Below are 15263 nucleotides of genomic sequence, written 5' to 3'. Positions count from 1 at the left end.
TGGTAAGTCGATCCAGCCGATCGGCTGACGCAACGGGGCGGCGCCAGATCGGGCGCACATCCAACCGGAGGCGGTCAGACGAGCAGGGAGCACGCTCTTGTCCCTAAAGACTAGCAGGGCAGTCGTTCCGACCAGCGGCGGTGAGGTGAGCGGTAATATATCTTCTAGACTCAACAGCACGTCAGGGCTCCTCCGCGCTTGAAGCGCTTGGCTGATTTCAGGAGGTCGCTGTGCGCACCCCGGAGTCGGCGCGCTGTGCGTGGCGCTCACATGATAGTGTCTGGTCTAGCTTTCAAGACCCGTGCCCGGAAGCCGGGACCCCGAGGCAAACTGGCCGCCATGAGATTTAAGCCGCAGCCTGCCCCCTTCTCCCCTTGCGAGGGAAGGTGTCGGCCGGAGGCTGACGGATGAGGGGTCTCGCTGGGCTATCGGCGCGAAGGGCGGACAGGGCCATCAACCCCTCATCCGTCTCACTTCGTGAGCCGCCTTCTCCCGCAAGGGGAGAAGGCTAGCCCCGCAGCTTGCGGAGCAGCACGTCCACGTCTCGGGCGATGGCGGCGTCCTCGCCCTTCAGCGCCTCGATGCGGCGCACCGCATGCAGCACCGTGGTGTGGTCGCGCCCGCCGAAGCGGCGGCCGATGTCGGGCAGGGAACGGACGGTGATCTGCTTGGCCAGCCACATGGCGACCTGGCGCGGCCGGGCCACCGCGCGCGCGCGGCGCTCGGAGATCAGGTCGGCCTGTTTCAGCCCGTAGTGCTCGGCCACCGTCTTCTGGATCTGGTCCACGGTCACCTTGCGCTCGGTGCATGACAGGTGCGGGCGCAGGATGGTCTGGGCCTCGTCCAGGGTCAGGCGCGCGACATCGCCTCCCACCCGGGCCACCAGGGTGTTCAGCGCGCCTTCCAGCTCGCGAACGCTGTCGGTGAAGCGGTCGGCCAGGAACTGCATCACCTCCGGCTTGGCGGCGGGAAGGAACTTGCCCTGCTGGGCCAGGGTCTGCAGCTTGCGCTCCAGGATGCCCAACCGCAGGTTCCGGTCGGCCGGTTCGATGCCGCAGACCAGGCCCGCTTGCAGGTGGCTGCGCAGCCGAGGCTCCATCTCCGAAATCTCGGTCGGCAGGCGGTCGGCGCTCATCACCACCCGGCGGCCGTCCTCCACCAAGGCGATCAGGGTGTGGAACAGTTCTTCCTGCGTCGAAGTCTTGCCGGCCACGAAGTGGACGTCGTCGATCAGCAGCAGGTCGGCGTTGCGCAGTTCGTCCTTGAACGCCGCGGTCTGCCGGTCCTGCAATGCACGCACGAAGGTCGAGGTGAACTTCTCGGCGGTCAGATAGACCACGCGCTTCTCGGGCGCGTTCTTCATGGCCTCCCAGGCCACCGCGTTCAGAAGGTGCGTCTTGCCGAAGCCGTAGGGGCCGTGGAAGACCACCGGGTTGAAGTGCCCGTCCGACCAGGCGGCCACCCGGCGCGCCACGGCGAAGGCGAACTCGTTCGACGGACCGGCCACGAAGCTGTCGAAGGTGAACCGCTCCTGCAGGCCCAGCACGCGGCCCAGGCGGGCGGCGGCGGGCGCGGGTTCGGCCTCGACCTCGAAGACCTCCGGCGGCGTGATGGCGGCGGCCCCGGCCGGCGCCGCCGAAGCGGCGGGCGTCTTCACGGAGAGGGCGTCGGAATCCATCTCCAGCCGCGACTTCAGGTCGAGCCGGCGGCCGAGCGGATCGTTCTGCGCCCAAAGCTCCGCGATACGCCGCCAGGCATGGCGCGCAATCCAGTCGCGCGCGACGCCCGTGGCGGCCACCAGGCACACCTCGTCCCCCGTCTCGCGCAGCGCCGCCTGGCCCAGCCAGGAGCCATAGGTCGCCTCGCCGAGCTCACGTTTCAGGACCTGCGAAGTCTTGGTCCAAACCGCTCCGGCCGGTGCGCTCGCCATAGCTCCCGCCAACCCCCCGCTCATCATTCTTGCAACCCCATCCTGCCCGCAGCACGACTCCGGGCCCCACGCACCGGAAGCGTAGAATTTCAACAAAAACAGGCTCTTATCCGGCAGTCGCATGCGCGCTGCCGGCGCCCCGTTTTGATCCGGGATCAGTGCAAGACGCCTGTAAGGGAGTTGACACTAATGGGGGTCAGCGGCCGTTCAAGTGTGATTCTTCGCGGCCAAGGTCGATATTTTCGTTGACACCCCGAGAGCCCTTTTGGGGCCTAGGGAAACGCTGTTCGAAGGTCCGTGATCTGAGAAGATTCGTCGCAGGAGTCGCACCCCGCAGGCTCGCCCCAAACGCGAAGACGGCGCCCCGGGGAGACGCCGTCGGACATATCAAATTCTATGGGGAATGCGGAGTATTCCGCGGCCGGAAAAAGCGTCCGGCGTCGCCGGCGCCGGTCGGTCAGGCGGCCGACATCTTCTTCAGCTGGGCGTGAAGGCGCGAGACCTTCCGCGAGCCGGTGTTCTTGTGCACCACACCCTTGGTGACCGCGCGCATCAGTTCCGACTGGGCCTGGACGAAGGCGTCCTTGGCCGCGGTCGCGTCACCCGAGGTGACCGCCTCGTCGAACTTGCGCAGGAAGGTGCGGACGCGCGAACGGCGGGCGGTGTTGATGGCGGTGCGGCGGGCGATCTTGCGGACCGCCTTCTTGGAGCCGGGCGTGTTGGCCATATCGAAATGCTTCTTCCAAACGAACGCGCCCGGCGGTCCGGGCGGGGAAAATCGGAGGCGCGGATATACGCAAGAGGGCGCGGCGGGTCAATGCCGCCCACCCCCTTAATTGGCCCTATTCGCCCTTGAACTGCGGTTTCCGCTTCTCGACGAAGGCCGCCATGCCTTCCTTCTGGTCGTCGAAGGCGAACAGGGAGTGGAACAGGCGCCGCTCCATGGAAACGCCGGTGGCGAGCGTCGTCTCGAAGGCGGCGTTCACCAGCTCCTTGTTCATGGCGACGGCCAGCGGCGATTGAGCGGCGATCTTGGCGGCGGCGGCGACCGCCTCCTCCAACATCTTGTCGGCGGGAACGATGCGGCTGACCAGGCCGGCGCGCTCGGCCTCGGCGGCGTCCATCATCCGCGCGGTCAGCACCATGTCCATGGCCTTGGCCTTGCCCACGGCGCGGGGCAGGCGCTGGGTGCCGCCGATGCCGGGCATGACGCCCAGGTTGATCTCCGGCTGGCCGAACTTGGCGGTCTCGGCGGCGATGATGAAGTCGCAGAGCATGGCCAGTTCGCAGCCGCCGCCCAGGGCATAGCCGGCGACCGCAGCGATGATCGGCTTGCGGCAGGCCTCGATACGGCGCGCGGCCGGCCCGAAGAAGTCGGCGACGAACATCTGGGCGTAGGACTTGTCCGACATTTCCTTGATGTCGGCGCCGGCGGCGAAGGCGCGCTCCGAGCCGGTGAGCACCATGCAGCGCACCTCGGCGTCGGCCTCGGCGGCGTCGAGCGCGGCGCAGAGTTCGCCCAGCAGCTGGCTGTTCAGCGCGTTCAGCGCCTCGGGCCGGTTCAGCTTGATCAGGGTCACGCCCGCTTCAGGGCTTTCGATGATCAGGGTCTGGTAGCTCATCAGCGGACGCCTTCCACGCTTACGGGTTGCCTCGTCCGCGTCTAAGGCCCCACGACCGAATAGCCAAGGGCGCGCAGGCGGGCGGGCACGCCGCCGGGGCCGATCAGGTGACCGACGCCGACCACCACCACGGTCAGGCCGTGGCCCTTCATCCGTTCGTCCAGCACACGGGTCCAGCGGATGTTGCGGTCGGTGACCAGCCGCTTGAACAGCGCCGGCGAGGCGGCGCGCAACGGCGCCACCGCCTCGCGGTCGAGCGCCTTCATGTCGCCGGCCATCCAGGCGGCGACCAGGGTCTTGTACTCGTCCGGGGTGTCCACCAGTTCGTGCAGGGTCTCGCCCAGCGAGGCCACCTGCTCGGCGTCGCTCCCCTGGGCGAGGATGGCGATCTGCTCGGCCGGGGTCTCGAAGGCCTTGTGCTCGGCCTGCGTCGCCGTCGCCGCCAGGGTCTGTTCGACGCCGCTCCCCGCATCGGCGCCGGCCCGCCGGTAGACGCCGGCCGAGACGGTGATTTCCGCCAGCCAGGGCCTCAGGCGGTCCAGCAGCACGGGCGAGATGCCATAGTCCTGCGCGACCTTGGCCATCAGCGCGCTGTCGGCCGCCGGCAGCATGCGAAACAGCGACTGGGCTGGGGGCAGGGACCCGGCCTGGATCGCCAGGTTGGCGGTCTCGACCTGGCTCTGCCCATCGATCGGCAGCTCGAACCACAGGTCGTCGGCGTGCTTTAGCGCCTGGGCCAGCACCGGCGGTTGCCAGTCGAGCCCTGGCGGCAGGACGTGGATCGAGCCGAACAGCACGATTTCGGAGTCCTTGTCCCGGACGATCCAGACCGGCGGCAGGGCCAGCGCCGCGCCGGCCCAGGCGAGCGCCAGCAGGCCCGCGAGGGCGCCGGCCAGGCCACGGACGCGGCGGCTCACGTCTGGCACCTGGGGCAGTAGAAGGTGGAGCGGCCGGCCTGGACCTTACGCGCGATGACGCCCCGGCACGGGTCGTTGAAGCAGGGCTCGCCTTCGCGGTCATAGACCCGGAAACGATGCTGGAAATAGCCCAGGGCGCCATCGGCCTGGGCATAGTCGCGCAGGGTTGAGCCGCCGGCGGCTATGGCTTCGGCGAGCACCGCGCGGATGTCGTCGGCCAGTCTTTCCAGGCGCGGCCGCGAGATCCCGCCCGCCGCCTTGAAGGGCGAGATGCGCGCCCGGTTCAGCGCCTCGCAGACGTAGATGTTGCCGAGGCCCGCGACCACCCGCTGGTCCAGCAGCAAGGTCTTGGGCCCCTGTTTGCGGGCCTTGAAGGCGGCGGCCAGGCGAGTGGCGTTGAAATCCTCCGACAGCGGCTCGGGGCCGAGCCCCGCGAACCACGGATGCAGGTGCAGGGTCGCGCTGTTGACCAGGGCCATGTAGCCGAAGCGCCGCGGGTCGTAATAGGTGACCCGCACGCCGGCCTCGGTCTCGAAGACCACATGGGCGTGCTTGGGATCGGGGTCCGGCGCGTAGTGGAAATCGCCAGGTCGCTCCTTGGAGGGCCGGTCCGGCGCCGCGCCCTCCGGATGGGCGATCTCGAAGCGGCCGCTCATGCCCAGGTGCATCACCAGGGTGTCCTCGCGGTCGAGGCTGGCCAGCAGGTACTTGGCGCGACGGCCCAGGCGGGTGATGCGCGCCCCGGTCAGCACCTGGACGAAGTTGGGCGGCAGGGGAAAGCGCAGGTCGGGCCGGCGGGCCTCCACCCGGGCCAGCCGAGCGCCTTCCAGCACGGGCGCCAGTCCGCCGCGCACCGTCTCGACCTCGGGAAGTTCGGGCATGGCCAAGGCTTTGCACGCGCCGGCTGCAGCGCCAAGGGCCTTGGTGAGGACGCCGATAAGAGGCTAAGAGCCGTGGGCCATGACCGGACCCTCCGCCACCTTCGGCTTCCGCGACGTGGACGCGCGCGAAAAGCCCGGCCTGGTGCGCGGCGTCTTCGACCGCGTCGCGCGCCGCTACGACCTGATGAACGACCTGATGAGCGGCGGCGTCCACCGGCTGTGGAAGGACGCGGTCGCCGCGCGCCTGAACCCGCAGCCCGGCGAGACGATTATCGATTGCGCGGGCGGCACCGGCGACATGGCCCGCCGCTATGCGGTCATGGCGCGCCGCGCCCAGCAGCGCCGGGGCGGCCCGGCCGCCAGGGTCCTGGTCGTCGACTACAACGCCGAGATGGTGGCCGCCGGGCGCGACAAGGGCGGCGAGCCCGAGATCGCCTGGGCGGTGGGCGACGCCCAGGCCCTGCCGCTGCCCGACGCCAGCGCCGAGGCCTATTCGATCGCCTTCGGCATCCGCAACGTGACCGACATCGCCGCCGCGCTCAGCGAAGCGCGCCGGGTGCTGAAGCCGGGCGGCCGGTTCCTGTGCCTGGAATTCTCCCGGCCCACGACCGAGGCGCTGCAGAAGGCCTATGACGCCTATTCCTTCAAGGTGATCCCGGAAATCGGCGCGCGGGTCGGCGGCGACCGCGAGGCCTACCAGTACCTGGTGGAGAGCATCCGCCGCTTCCCGGACCAGCGGCGGTTCGCCGCGATGATCGGCGAGGCCGGGTTCAGCCGGGTGGAGTTCACCAACTTCACCGGCGGGGTCGCGGCCCTGCACGCCGGCCGGGCGATCTAGCGACATGGGCGCCATCGGGGCTTTCGGCCGCATGACGGGGGCGGTGCTGGCCCTCGTCCGCAACGACGCCCTGCTGCCGGCCGAGCTGGACGAGCGCTATCCGCCCTCGGTGCGGGCGTTGGCGCGGGCCTTGCGGATCTTCGCCGGCGCCGGCGCCCGCCAGGGCCGCCCCGGCGAGCGCCTGGCGCGGTCGCTGGAAGGCATGGGGCCGGTGGCCATCAAGCTCGGCCAGGTGCTGTCGACGCGCGGGGACTTCTTCGGCCGGGAATTCGCCGAGGACCTGTCGCGACTGAAGGACCGGCTACCGGCCTTCCCGACCGCCATCGCCCGCCACGAGGTGGAAATGGCGCTGGGGCGCACCATCGAGAGCCTGTTCGCCGAATTCGGTGAGCCGTTGGCCGCCGCCTCCCTGGCCCAGGCGCACGAGGCCAGGCTGCTGGACGGCCGCAAGGTGGCGGTGAAGGTCCTGCGCCCGGGCATCGAGCGTCGCGTGGCCGACGACGCCGAGAGCCTGGCGCTAGCGGCCCGGCTCATCGACCGCTGGATCCCGCCGGCCCGGCGGCTGGAGCCGGTGGCCTTCGCCGACACCGTGATCCGCGCCATAACCCTTGAACTCGATCTGCGGCTGGAGGCGGCCGGGGCCGACGAGCTGCGCGAGGTGATGGCCAAGGACGGCTACATGGCCGCGCCGCGCATCGTCTGGGACGGCGTCGGCAAGCGGGCGCTGACCATGGAGTGGGCGCGGGGCTGGCCGCTCTCCGATCCCGCCGCCCTCGACCAGCCCGGCCTGGATCGCCAGGTGACGGCCGACAACCTGATCCGCGCCTTCCTGTCCCAGGCCCTGGACCACGGCGTCTTCCACGCCGACCTGCACGAGGGCAACCTGTTCGTCGCCGCGCCGGCCAGCCTGACCGCGGTGGACTTCGGCATCATCGGCCGCATCGGCCCGGCCGAGCGCCGCTACCTGGCCGAGATCCTCTGGGGCTTCCTGAACCGCGACTACGAGGCGGTGGCGCGCACACACTTCGACGCCGGCTATGTGCCGGCGCGCCACAGCGTCCAGGCCTTCGCCCAGGCGCTCCGGGCGGTGGGCGAGGCTGTCTTCGGCCGCCCGGCCAGCGAGGTGCCGATGAGCCGGGTGCTGCTGCAGCTGTTCGAGATCACCGCCCTCTACGAGATGCGCCTGCGCCCCGAGCTGGTGTTGCTGCAGAAGACCATGATGACCGTCGAGGGCGTGGCCCGCCGCATCCAGCCGGACCACGACATCTGGAAAGCCGCCGATCCGGTGGTGCGCCGCTGGATCGCCCGCGAACTCGCGCCGCCCGCCCGTATCCGGCGCTTCGCCGAAGAGGCCGGCCAGGCGCTCAGGAACCTCGCCCGGCTGATCGAGACTCCGCCGGCCCCCACGGTCGTCACACCGCCGGAGCCGTCGTCAGCCGGCCGCGCGATCACCTGGTTCGCCCTTGGCGCGGCCCTGGCGGGCGTGGCCTTCCTCCTGGCGGCGTGGTGGCGCTGATCGCCTACTCGGCGTCGTCGGCCTGGCGCGAACGGCGTGAGCGGCTGGCGTGCTCTTCGCGGTCCTTCTGCTTGTCCCAGTAGGCCTCGCCGTCGTCGGGCTTGAACATGGCCCGGGGCGCGCCCTCCTTGCTGGCGACGGCGAAGATGTTGTCCTTGGCGTCGTAGTAGAGGATGTCGCCGTTCTTGCGCGTGAGCGTCTGGGTGCCCTTGGGCGGATGGCCCACGAAGGCGTGCGCCTTCTTGACGAACTGCTCCAGGGTCTTGGCGTCGAACGCCGCCCCGTCGCGCTCGAACTGCCGCTGCGCGCCCTCCTCCGCCGAGAAGCGCTTGCTCGACGCCCACATGGGCTTGCCGTCGTCGGCCTTGGCCACCTCGTCCTTGCGGTGATCGACCTGCGGCGCACCGTTGTCGTAGCCGCCCCGGTAGCCACTGCCACGGTCCGAACCGTAGGAACTGGATGGCGCGTTCGCGCTCGCCACGTCCGTTCCGCCGGAGCCCTTCTTGGCCACGGCCGAAGGGCCGTTGTCGCAACCGGCCAGCAACGCCAGCGCCGAAATCCCGAGCGCCAGCGTGAGCGCCCTCTTCATTCCAGTCATCTCTGTCTCCTCCAAAAGCAGAGCTGGAACAAAGAAAGAACAACTTGGCGGCATTGTCGAGTCTAAATTTGCAGGGTTCCTCGCGCCACCCCATCTGGCATAAGTCTGGCGCGCTACGACCAGAGCGGTTTCGAGGGGCCTGATCGCCTTGGACCAGAAGCGGATTCTCCTGATCGTCGGCGGCGGCATCGCGGCCTACAAGGCCCTCGAACTCACTCGCCTGTTGCGCAAGGCCGAGATCGGGGTGCGCCCGATCCTCACCGCGGCCGGGGCGGAGTTCGTGACCCCGCTGTCGCTCTCGGCCCTGGCCGAGGACAAGGTCTATTCGGGGCTCTTTTCGCTGACCGACGAGGCCGAAATGGGCCACATCGAGCTGTCGCGCTCGGCCGACCTCGTGGTCGTGGCGCCGGCCACCGCCGACCTGATGGCCAAGGCCGCGAACGGCCACGCCAGCGATCTGGCGTCGACCACCCTGCTCGCCACCGACAAGCCGGTGCTGATGGCTCCGGCGATGAACGTGCGGATGTGGGAGCACGCCGCGACCCGCCGCAACCTCGCGGCGTTGAAGGCGGATGGGATCCATTTCGTCGGGCCAGACGAGGGCGCCATGGCCTGTGGCGAATATGGCGAGGGCCGAATGGCCGAGCCGGCGGCGATCTTCGAGGCGATCCTGGGCCTGCTGCAGTCCGGCCGGCCGCTGGCGGGCCGCCGCGCGCTGGTGACGGCGGGACCGACGGTCGAGGCGATCGATCCCGTGCGCCTCCTCACCAACCGCTCCTCCGGCAAGCAGGGCTACGCCATTGCCGCCGCCCTGGCCGCGCTCGGCTGTGAGGTGACCCTGGTCAGCGGACCTGTGGCGCTGCCGGCGCCGGGCGGCGTCAAGCGCGTGGACGTGGAAAGCGCGCGCGACATGCTGGCGGCCTGCGAGGCGGCCCTGCCGGCCGACATCGCCGTCTGCGTGGCCGCGGTGGCCGACTGGCGCCCGGCCGAGGCGGGCGGCCGGAAAATCAAGAAGGACGGGGCTGTGCCGACCCCCATCGCCCTGGTGGAGAATCCCGACATACTTGCGTCCTTGTCGAAGCATGCGAAGCGGCCGCGCCTGGTGATTGGCTTCGCCGCCGAGACCAACGACCTGGAAGCCCACGCCAAGGCCAAGCTCGCCAAGAAGGGCTGCGACTGGATCGTCGCCAACGACGTCAGCGTGGCCGGGACCATGGGCGGCGACGACAACGCGGTCTCCCTCGTCACGGCGCAGGGAATCGAGCGATGGGAGCGGATGGCCAAGGGCGCGGTGGCGCGCCGGCTGGCCGAGCGCATCGCGAGTGAGCTGAAGTGACCAATCCGACTGTCCCCATCGTCCGCCTGCCGCATGCCGAGGGCCTTCCGCTGCCGGCCTATGAGACCGCCCAGGCGGCCGGCATGGACCTGCGCGCCGCCGTGCCGGATGACGAACCGCTGACCCTGCGCCCCGGATCGCGCTTTCCCGTTCCCACCGGCCTCGCCTTCGCCCTGCCGCCCGGCTTCGAGGGCCAGGTGCGGCCCCGCTCCGGCCTGGCGGCCAAGCACGGGATCACCTGCCTGAATTCGCCGGGCACGGTCGACGCCGACTATCGGGGCGAGGTGAAGGTGATCCTGATCAACCACGGCGAAGAGGACTTCGTGATCCGCCGCGGCGAGCGCATCGCCCAGCTCATCATCGCCCCCGTCGTCCAGGCCGTCTGGACCGAGGTCGAGAGCCTCGACGACACGGCGCGCGGCGCCGGCGGCTTCGGGTCCACGGGACGCTGACGTGAGCGAAGAGGCCCGCAAGCGACGCCTGCAACTGCGCTGGCTGACGCTGGCGGAGCTGGTCGGCATCGCCGCCCTGGTGATCGCGGGCTGGGGCCAGTGGGACAGCCATCGCGAACGGGTCCAGGCCGACCGCGACAAGGCCGCCGAGGCGCGGGCCCGCAACGGCGAGGCGCAGAAGGAGGCCCAGGCCGGGGCGATCAAGCTGGCCTTCCTGATGACCGGCGCGCCGGAGGCCGGCGGCGAGCGGCTGCGGCTGTCGGCGGTGCACTCGGAACAGGTGATCCAGACCCAGACCATCAGCTTCCCGAGCGAGGTCCGCGGCGATCCCGCCCAGACCACCGGCAACCCGCGGCTGGAATCGGGCTGGTTCGAGGCCGGGCTCGCCCGCGCGCTGCACGCCCACGACGACGCCCGAAAGTCCGGCCGCCTGCCGGTGGGGATCGCCACCACCTTCATCGAGGACGGCCAGGCCAAGACCGATCGGTCGATCTACCTGCTGGGCTACAGCCTGCACCCGCGCGTGCTGCGCGCCGACAAGGCGGAGATGGAGGGCCTCAGCCTGGTCCGCCGCGGCGTCGGCGCCGATCTGCAGGGGCAGGTGGACGCGCTCTGGGCGCGGCAGGAGCCGGTGAAACCAAAACCCTAGCCAGGCGGCGGCGCGACGAAGCTCTTGATGTTCTCGTCGATGGCCTGGGCCAGCGCCAGCGTCTTGCCGTCGCTGCTCAGCGGCCCGATGAGCTGGGCGCCCACCGGCATCCCGTCGGCCGCCCGGCCCGCCGGGATCGCCGTCGCCGGCAGGTGCAGGGCGGTGGCCAGGGAGATCCAGTTCAGCATCGCGCCATAGGCAATGCGCTGGCCGCCGGACATCGTCAGGCTGCGCCGGTTGAACGGCCGATGGTCGTGCGGGAAGGCGGTCACCGGCGCGATCGGCGCCAGGATGACGTCGAAGCGGTCGAAGAGCTGGCCGATCTCCTGGCGCAGCCGGTTGCGCACAGCGTCGGCCGCCAGCCATTCGCGGTGGGTGGCGGTGTAGGCCAGCGTCATGGCGGCGTTGGAATCCGGCATGGCTCCGCGCGAAACCTGCCACTTCGCCCAGGGCCGCAGGCGCTCCAGGCCGCGAACGGCCTTTTCCGGCATGTCTTCGCCGATGATCGCGCCCAGCAGGGTGCGGTAGGCGGCGGTGAGCGTCGGCATGTGCAGGGGCGAGGCGATCGGGATGACTTCGACCCCGGCCTCGGCCAGTTTTCCGGCGAAAGCCTCGATGACGCTCTTCACCTGCGGGTCGAGCGGGAAGCTGGGCTCGTCGAGCCACAGGCCGATCTTCGCGGTCTTCAGGTCGGCGGCCGGCGCGCGGGCGGCCAGCGGCCCGCCCACGAACACCGACAGCAGCAAGCGCAGGTCCCGCGCCGAGCGCGCCATGGGCCCGACGACATTCAGGTCGCGCTCGCTCCAGGACCCCGGCGACGGCGGCACGTGGCCCCGCTGACTGACCAGGCCCCAGGTGGGCTTGTGGCTGAACACGCCGCAGAAGCTGGCCGGTACGCGCAGCGAGCCGCCGATGTCCGAGCCGATCTCCAGCGGCGTCACCCGCGCCGCCAGCGCCGCCGCCGCCCCGCCGGACGAGCCGCCGCAGGTGCGCGCCGGATCCCACGGATTGCTGGTCGCGCCATAGAGGCTGTTGAAGCTCTGCCAGTCGCCGGCCAGCACCGGCACATTGGTCTTGCCCCAGATCACCACACCGGCGTGCTTGGCGGCGCGCACGGCGTTGGCGTTCAGCGCCTGGCGCTGGCGATAGACCTTCAGGCCCGAGGAGGCCGGCATGCCCACCACGTCGAAGGTGTCCTTCACGGTCATCGGCAGGCCGGCCAGGGCGCCGAGGTTCTCGCCCTTGGCCCGCAGGTCGTCGATGGCCTTGGCGCGCTCCAGCGCCCGTTCCAGGTTGACGGCGATCACCGCGTTCAGCCGTCCGTGGGTCTGTTCGTGACGCGCGAGATGGGTCTTCAGCAACTCCGCCGCCGAGACCTTCTTGGCGGCCAGCAGGACCAGCTGTTCGACGGCGTCGCGCTCGATAAGGTCGTCGTCGATGAACACGGCTATCGGCCCTTCGAGAAGCCCAGCACGTCGCGCATGTCGTAGAGGCCCGGCGGGCGGCCCGCGACCCAGCGGGCGGCGGCCAGGGCGCCGCGTGCGAACAGTCCACGGTCGCGGCCGGAGTGCGACAGGGTCACCAGCTCGTCCTCGGCGGCGAAGGTCACGCTGTGTTCGCCGACGATGCCCCCGCCGCGCATCACCGCGAAGCCGATCTCGCCCACCGGCCGCTCGCCGGTGATCCCGTCGCGCCCGCGCCGCGCCACCTGCGCCAGCGAGACGCCGCGGCCCTCGGCGGCGGCCTCGCCCAGCATCAGGGCGGTGCCGGAAGGCGCGTCGACCTTGCGCCGGTGGTGCGCCTCGAAGACCTCGGCGTCGTAGGCCTCGGGCCCCAGCAGGGCGGCGGCCTGTTCGACGAGGCCCATCAGGACATTGATGCCCAAGGAGAAGTTGCCGGAGCGGACGATGGCGACCCTGGCCGCCGCCGCGTCGATGCGGCCGAGCTGGGCGCCGTCGAGGCCGGTAGAGCCGATGATCAGGGCCGGGCCGCCGCGATCAGCACAGGCCTCCGCCAGGGAGACGGAGGCCGCGGGCGTGGTGAAGTCGATGATGACGTCGGCCGCCGCCAGCGCGGCCTGTTGCGAAACCAGCCCGTCGGCGGCGGCGGCGTCGGGCCGGTCGAAGCGCGCGACGACATCTATGTCCGGAGCGGCGTCCGCGGCCGCGGCGATCGCGCGGCCCATGCGGCCGAGGGCGCCGGCCACGGCGATCTTGATGGGAGGCTGGGACAGGGGCGTCGCTCCGGCGGGTCAGGCTTGCGAGGGGCCTAGTCTCGCAAGGCCGCCCGCCGGGTCAACGGATATAAACAGAGCCGTTCACGACGCCGAGGCGGCGGTCAACGCGATCTGCGGACCCGAAGCCCTGCCCCGGTTAGCGAGCCAACCGGGGCAGGGTGGTCCCCTGGAGTAGACGCCCTTCCCATTCGGGAAGGGCTACGGCGCTTCAAGCCGCCGCCGACTCCGGCAGGTTCATCATCTTCTGCATGGTGGTCTTGGCCACGCTTGGCCGTTCGGCCATGCGCTCCATCCAGCCGAGGAGCGGTGAGCCCGCCAGCATGTCGGCGCCCTCCGGCGTCCGCGCCAGGAAGTCCAGGTGCGCGATCGCCGACAGGTCCGCCAGGGACACGGCCTCGCCCGCGAAATAAGGCTTGGCGGCCAGGATGTCCTCCAGGGCCTTGACGCAGGTCCGGGCCGACTCGTCCACCGGCATGCCGAAGATCGGCTTGACGATGCGGTTGAAGCCGATCGCCGAGGAGATCGAAGGCATCACGTACCAGTCGACGATATTCAGCACCTGGTCCATGCGGGCGAGCGCCCTGGGGTCGCTCGGCGACAGGGCCGGCCCGTCGAAGGCGCGGTCGACGTAGCGGATGATCGCCTGGGTCTCGTAGAGCTTGAAGTCGCCGTGCTCGATGGCCGGCATGCGGCCGAAGGGTTGGCGGGCGAGATGTTCGGGCGTGCGGGTTGCACCTGGGCCGAACGCCATGGCGGCCAGTTCGTAGGGCGCGCCCTTTTCCTCGCAAACGAGGAGCGGCGTACGCACATAGGGGCTGCCGGGAATACCGTGGATGATGATCTTGGACATGGTTCTGGTCCTTTGATTCAGGGGCGGTCGGTTCAGCCGCCGACCACGGCCTTGAAGCTCTGCAGGATAAGGTCCCAGCCGGTCTTCATGCCGGCGCGGGTCTTGTCGGCCGTCTCGCTGTCGCCGAAGCGCTCCAGGCCGCGGTGCTCGAAGTCGATGCGCGTCTCCTCGGCGCCGACCTTCGTGAAATGCACGTCCACTTCGGTGTGGAGGTTGGGGTCGTAGCCCCACTCGTGGGAGATGCGCCAGGCGACCACCAGGTGGGCCGGCGGGTCCCAGACCAGCACGTCGCCCCACATCTGCTCGGAGCCGTCCTCGTGGCGGCTGAACCAGCGGCCGCCGACCCCGGGCTCCAGCACCGCCTCCTTGAGCGGCGAGGCGCCGATGAAGTGGGTGCGCGGCCACCAGCGGTCGAAGCCCCTGGTGAAGACCTCGAAGGCCTTTTCCGGCGTCGCGCGGACGGTGAAGCTCTTCATGATCGCCGCGGGCTTGATGGTCTGGCTCACGGTTCTTCTCCCTCGGAATCCTGGGTTTCGCGTTCGACTTCGGCGCGGAACGCCTCCAGCGCCTCGTCCCAGAAGCGGTCGAGCCAGGCGCGGATCTGGCCCAGGCCCTTTGGATCGATCTGGTAGACGCGGCGCGCGCCTTGGGCGCGATCGGTGACCAAGCCGGCCTCCTTCAGCACCTTCAGATGTTGCGAGACCGCCGGGCGGCTGACCGGCATGCCTTCGGCCAGCTCGCCCACAGGCAAGGGACCATCCGCCAGGCGCTCGAACACCGCGCGGCGGGTCGGGTCGGCCAAGGCTGCGAAGGCGAGATTGTTAGCCATGACTTACCGTAAGCCATAACTTACATACGAGTCAAGCCGGACTCGCGATCCGGCTTGATCGATCGTTCGATGAAGCCGGAGGGCCGTCGACACGCGGCCCTCCGGATGGACCGCCTATTTCTTGGCGGGCAGCATCTTCTTCAGTTCGGCCTGGCTGGCGTTGATGCTGGCCACGCCGTTCGCCACGCCCAGCTTGTTGGTGTCGACCGTGAAGCTGTCGGACCCCATCTGGATAGTGGCGACGCCGCCCTTCACCGCCTTCACCTCGCCGATCAGGGCGCCGGTGTTGTCCTTCACCGACATGCCGCTCATCACGGTGCTGGCGCCGGCGTTGGCGGCGGTGTCGCTGCTCGCACCGGTAGGCGCGGCAGGAGCCGCGGGCGGGCTAGCCGAGCTCGGGCTTGGGGTCGGGCTCGGATTCACCGCGCCGGGCGGTGTGGCCGCGCTGGGCGCCGGCGTCGCCGGTTCAGCCGCGGGCGGCGGGGCCGCCGACGGTGGGGCCGACGAGGGTTTCGCCGGCGCTTGGGCCAGGGCCGGGCCGCCGATCAAGGCGGCCAGGGCAAGGCAAGGTACGAGTTTCCTCATTTGGGTGCTCCCGTTCACGGGCAA

The 15263-nt window shown here is 70.3% G+C and carries 17 protein-coding genes; 5 read left to right on the top strand and 12 right to left on the bottom strand.

What is annotated here, in order from left to right:
* Positions 1-508: 508 nt before the first annotated feature.
* From dnaA to mutM, 5 genes are all read right to left on the bottom strand, one after another.
* Positions 509-1957, bottom strand: a complete 1449-nt coding sequence (dnaA, locus tag VGL85_RS12085; RefSeq protein WP_331589189.1) for a chromosomal replication initiator protein DnaA — start codon at positions 1955-1957, stop codon at positions 509-511.
* A 430-nt stretch (positions 1958-2387) separates the two neighbouring features.
* A complete protein-coding gene (gene rpsT / locus VGL85_RS12080) occupies positions 2388-2657 on the bottom strand; it encodes a 30S ribosomal protein S20 (protein ID WP_331589188.1) in 270 nt (89 codons plus the stop codon).
* A 115-nt stretch (positions 2658-2772) separates the two neighbouring features.
* Complete coding sequence (locus VGL85_RS12075) at positions 2773-3555, bottom strand: enoyl-CoA hydratase (RefSeq protein ID WP_331589193.1); 783 nt, start codon at positions 3553-3555, stop codon at positions 2773-2775.
* A 38-nt stretch (positions 3556-3593) separates the two neighbouring features.
* Entirely contained in the window at positions 3594-4469 is an 876-nt protein-coding gene (locus VGL85_RS12070; RefSeq protein ID WP_331589187.1) for a TraB/GumN family protein, read from the bottom strand.
* Positions 4466-5350 (bottom strand): bifunctional DNA-formamidopyrimidine glycosylase/DNA-(apurinic or apyrimidinic site) lyase, encoded by an 885-nt coding sequence (mutM, locus tag VGL85_RS12065; RefSeq protein WP_331589186.1) that lies wholly within the window; start codon positions 5348-5350, stop codon positions 4466-4468. Before mutM ends, VGL85_RS12070 begins: the two co-directional genes overlap by 4 nt.
* A gap of 79 nt (positions 5351-5429) precedes the next feature.
* Between mutM and VGL85_RS12060 the strand changes: the two genes are divergently transcribed.
* Together VGL85_RS12060 and ubiB are read left to right on the top strand one after the other, a co-directional pair.
* Entirely contained in the window at positions 5430-6188 is a 759-nt protein-coding gene (locus VGL85_RS12060; RefSeq protein ID WP_331589185.1) for a class I SAM-dependent methyltransferase, read from the top strand.
* Between the two features lie 4 nt (positions 6189-6192).
* Positions 6193-7704, top strand: coding sequence for a 2-polyprenylphenol 6-hydroxylase (gene ubiB, locus VGL85_RS12055; RefSeq protein WP_331589184.1), 1512 nt, complete (start codon positions 6193-6195; stop codon positions 7702-7704).
* Between the two features lie 4 nt (positions 7705-7708).
* Here the strand turns inward: ubiB and VGL85_RS12050 are convergent, their stop codons facing one another.
* The gene (locus VGL85_RS12050; protein WP_331589183.1) at positions 7709-8293 is read right to left on the bottom strand and encodes a hypothetical protein; all 585 of its coding nucleotides are present in this window, start codon (positions 8291-8293) and stop codon (positions 7709-7711) included.
* A 157-nt stretch (positions 8294-8450) separates the two neighbouring features.
* On the opposite strand from VGL85_RS12050, the gene coaBC reads away from it, so the two are divergent.
* From coaBC to VGL85_RS12035, 3 genes are read left to right on the top strand one after another with little or no spacing between them, the layout of a single operon-like run.
* Positions 8451-9638 (top strand): bifunctional phosphopantothenoylcysteine decarboxylase/phosphopantothenate--cysteine ligase CoaBC, encoded by a 1188-nt coding sequence (coaBC, locus tag VGL85_RS12045; RefSeq protein ID WP_331589182.1) that lies wholly within the window; start codon positions 8451-8453, stop codon positions 9636-9638.
* On the top strand, positions 9635-10090 hold the full coding sequence (dut, locus tag VGL85_RS12040; protein WP_331589181.1) for a dUTP diphosphatase: 456 nt from the start codon (positions 9635-9637) through the stop codon (positions 10088-10090). The genes coaBC and dut overlap by 4 nt, the downstream gene beginning before the upstream one ends.
* Before the next feature lies 1 nt (position 10091).
* Positions 10092-10739, top strand: a complete 648-nt coding sequence (locus tag VGL85_RS12035) for a hypothetical protein (RefSeq protein ID WP_331589180.1) — start codon at positions 10092-10094, stop codon at positions 10737-10739.
* Here VGL85_RS12035 and VGL85_RS12030 read toward each other — a convergent pair.
* The 6 genes from VGL85_RS12030 to VGL85_RS12005 all read right to left on the bottom strand — a co-directional run bounded on the left by VGL85_RS12030 (position 10736) and on the right by VGL85_RS12005 (position 15239).
* On the bottom strand, positions 10736-12184 hold the full coding sequence (locus VGL85_RS12030; RefSeq protein WP_331589179.1) for an amidase family protein: 1449 nt from the start codon (positions 12182-12184) through the stop codon (positions 10736-10738). The genes VGL85_RS12035 and VGL85_RS12030 overlap by 4 nt on opposite strands.
* A 2-nt stretch (positions 12185-12186) precedes the next feature.
* Positions 12187-12945, bottom strand: a complete 759-nt coding sequence (gene dapB / locus VGL85_RS12025; RefSeq protein ID WP_414695241.1) for a 4-hydroxy-tetrahydrodipicolinate reductase — start codon at positions 12943-12945, stop codon at positions 12187-12189.
* 238 nt (positions 12946-13183) lie between these two features.
* Positions 13184-13825, bottom strand: a complete 642-nt coding sequence (locus tag VGL85_RS12020; RefSeq protein WP_331589178.1) for a glutathione S-transferase family protein — start codon at positions 13823-13825, stop codon at positions 13184-13186.
* A 32-nt stretch (positions 13826-13857) separates the two neighbouring features.
* Positions 13858-14331 (bottom strand): SRPBCC family protein, encoded by a 474-nt coding sequence (locus VGL85_RS12015; protein ID WP_331589177.1) that lies wholly within the window; start codon positions 14329-14331, stop codon positions 13858-13860.
* Complete coding sequence (locus VGL85_RS12010; RefSeq protein WP_331589176.1) at positions 14328-14654, bottom strand: metalloregulator ArsR/SmtB family transcription factor; 327 nt, start codon at positions 14652-14654, stop codon at positions 14328-14330. The genes VGL85_RS12015 and VGL85_RS12010 overlap by 4 nt, the downstream gene beginning before the upstream one ends.
* A 114-nt stretch (positions 14655-14768) precedes the next feature.
* On the bottom strand, positions 14769-15239 hold the full coding sequence (locus tag VGL85_RS12005; protein ID WP_331589175.1) for a hypothetical protein: 471 nt from the start codon (positions 15237-15239) through the stop codon (positions 14769-14771).
* Positions 15240-15263 lie beyond the last annotated feature (24 nt).

It is taken from the genome of Phenylobacterium sp. (assembly GCF_036501465.1).
GTDB lineage: Bacteria > Pseudomonadota > Alphaproteobacteria > Caulobacterales > Caulobacteraceae > Phenylobacterium.
Note: the sequence above shows the minus strand (reverse complement) of the source record. Positions and strands in the feature narration are given on the sequence as shown.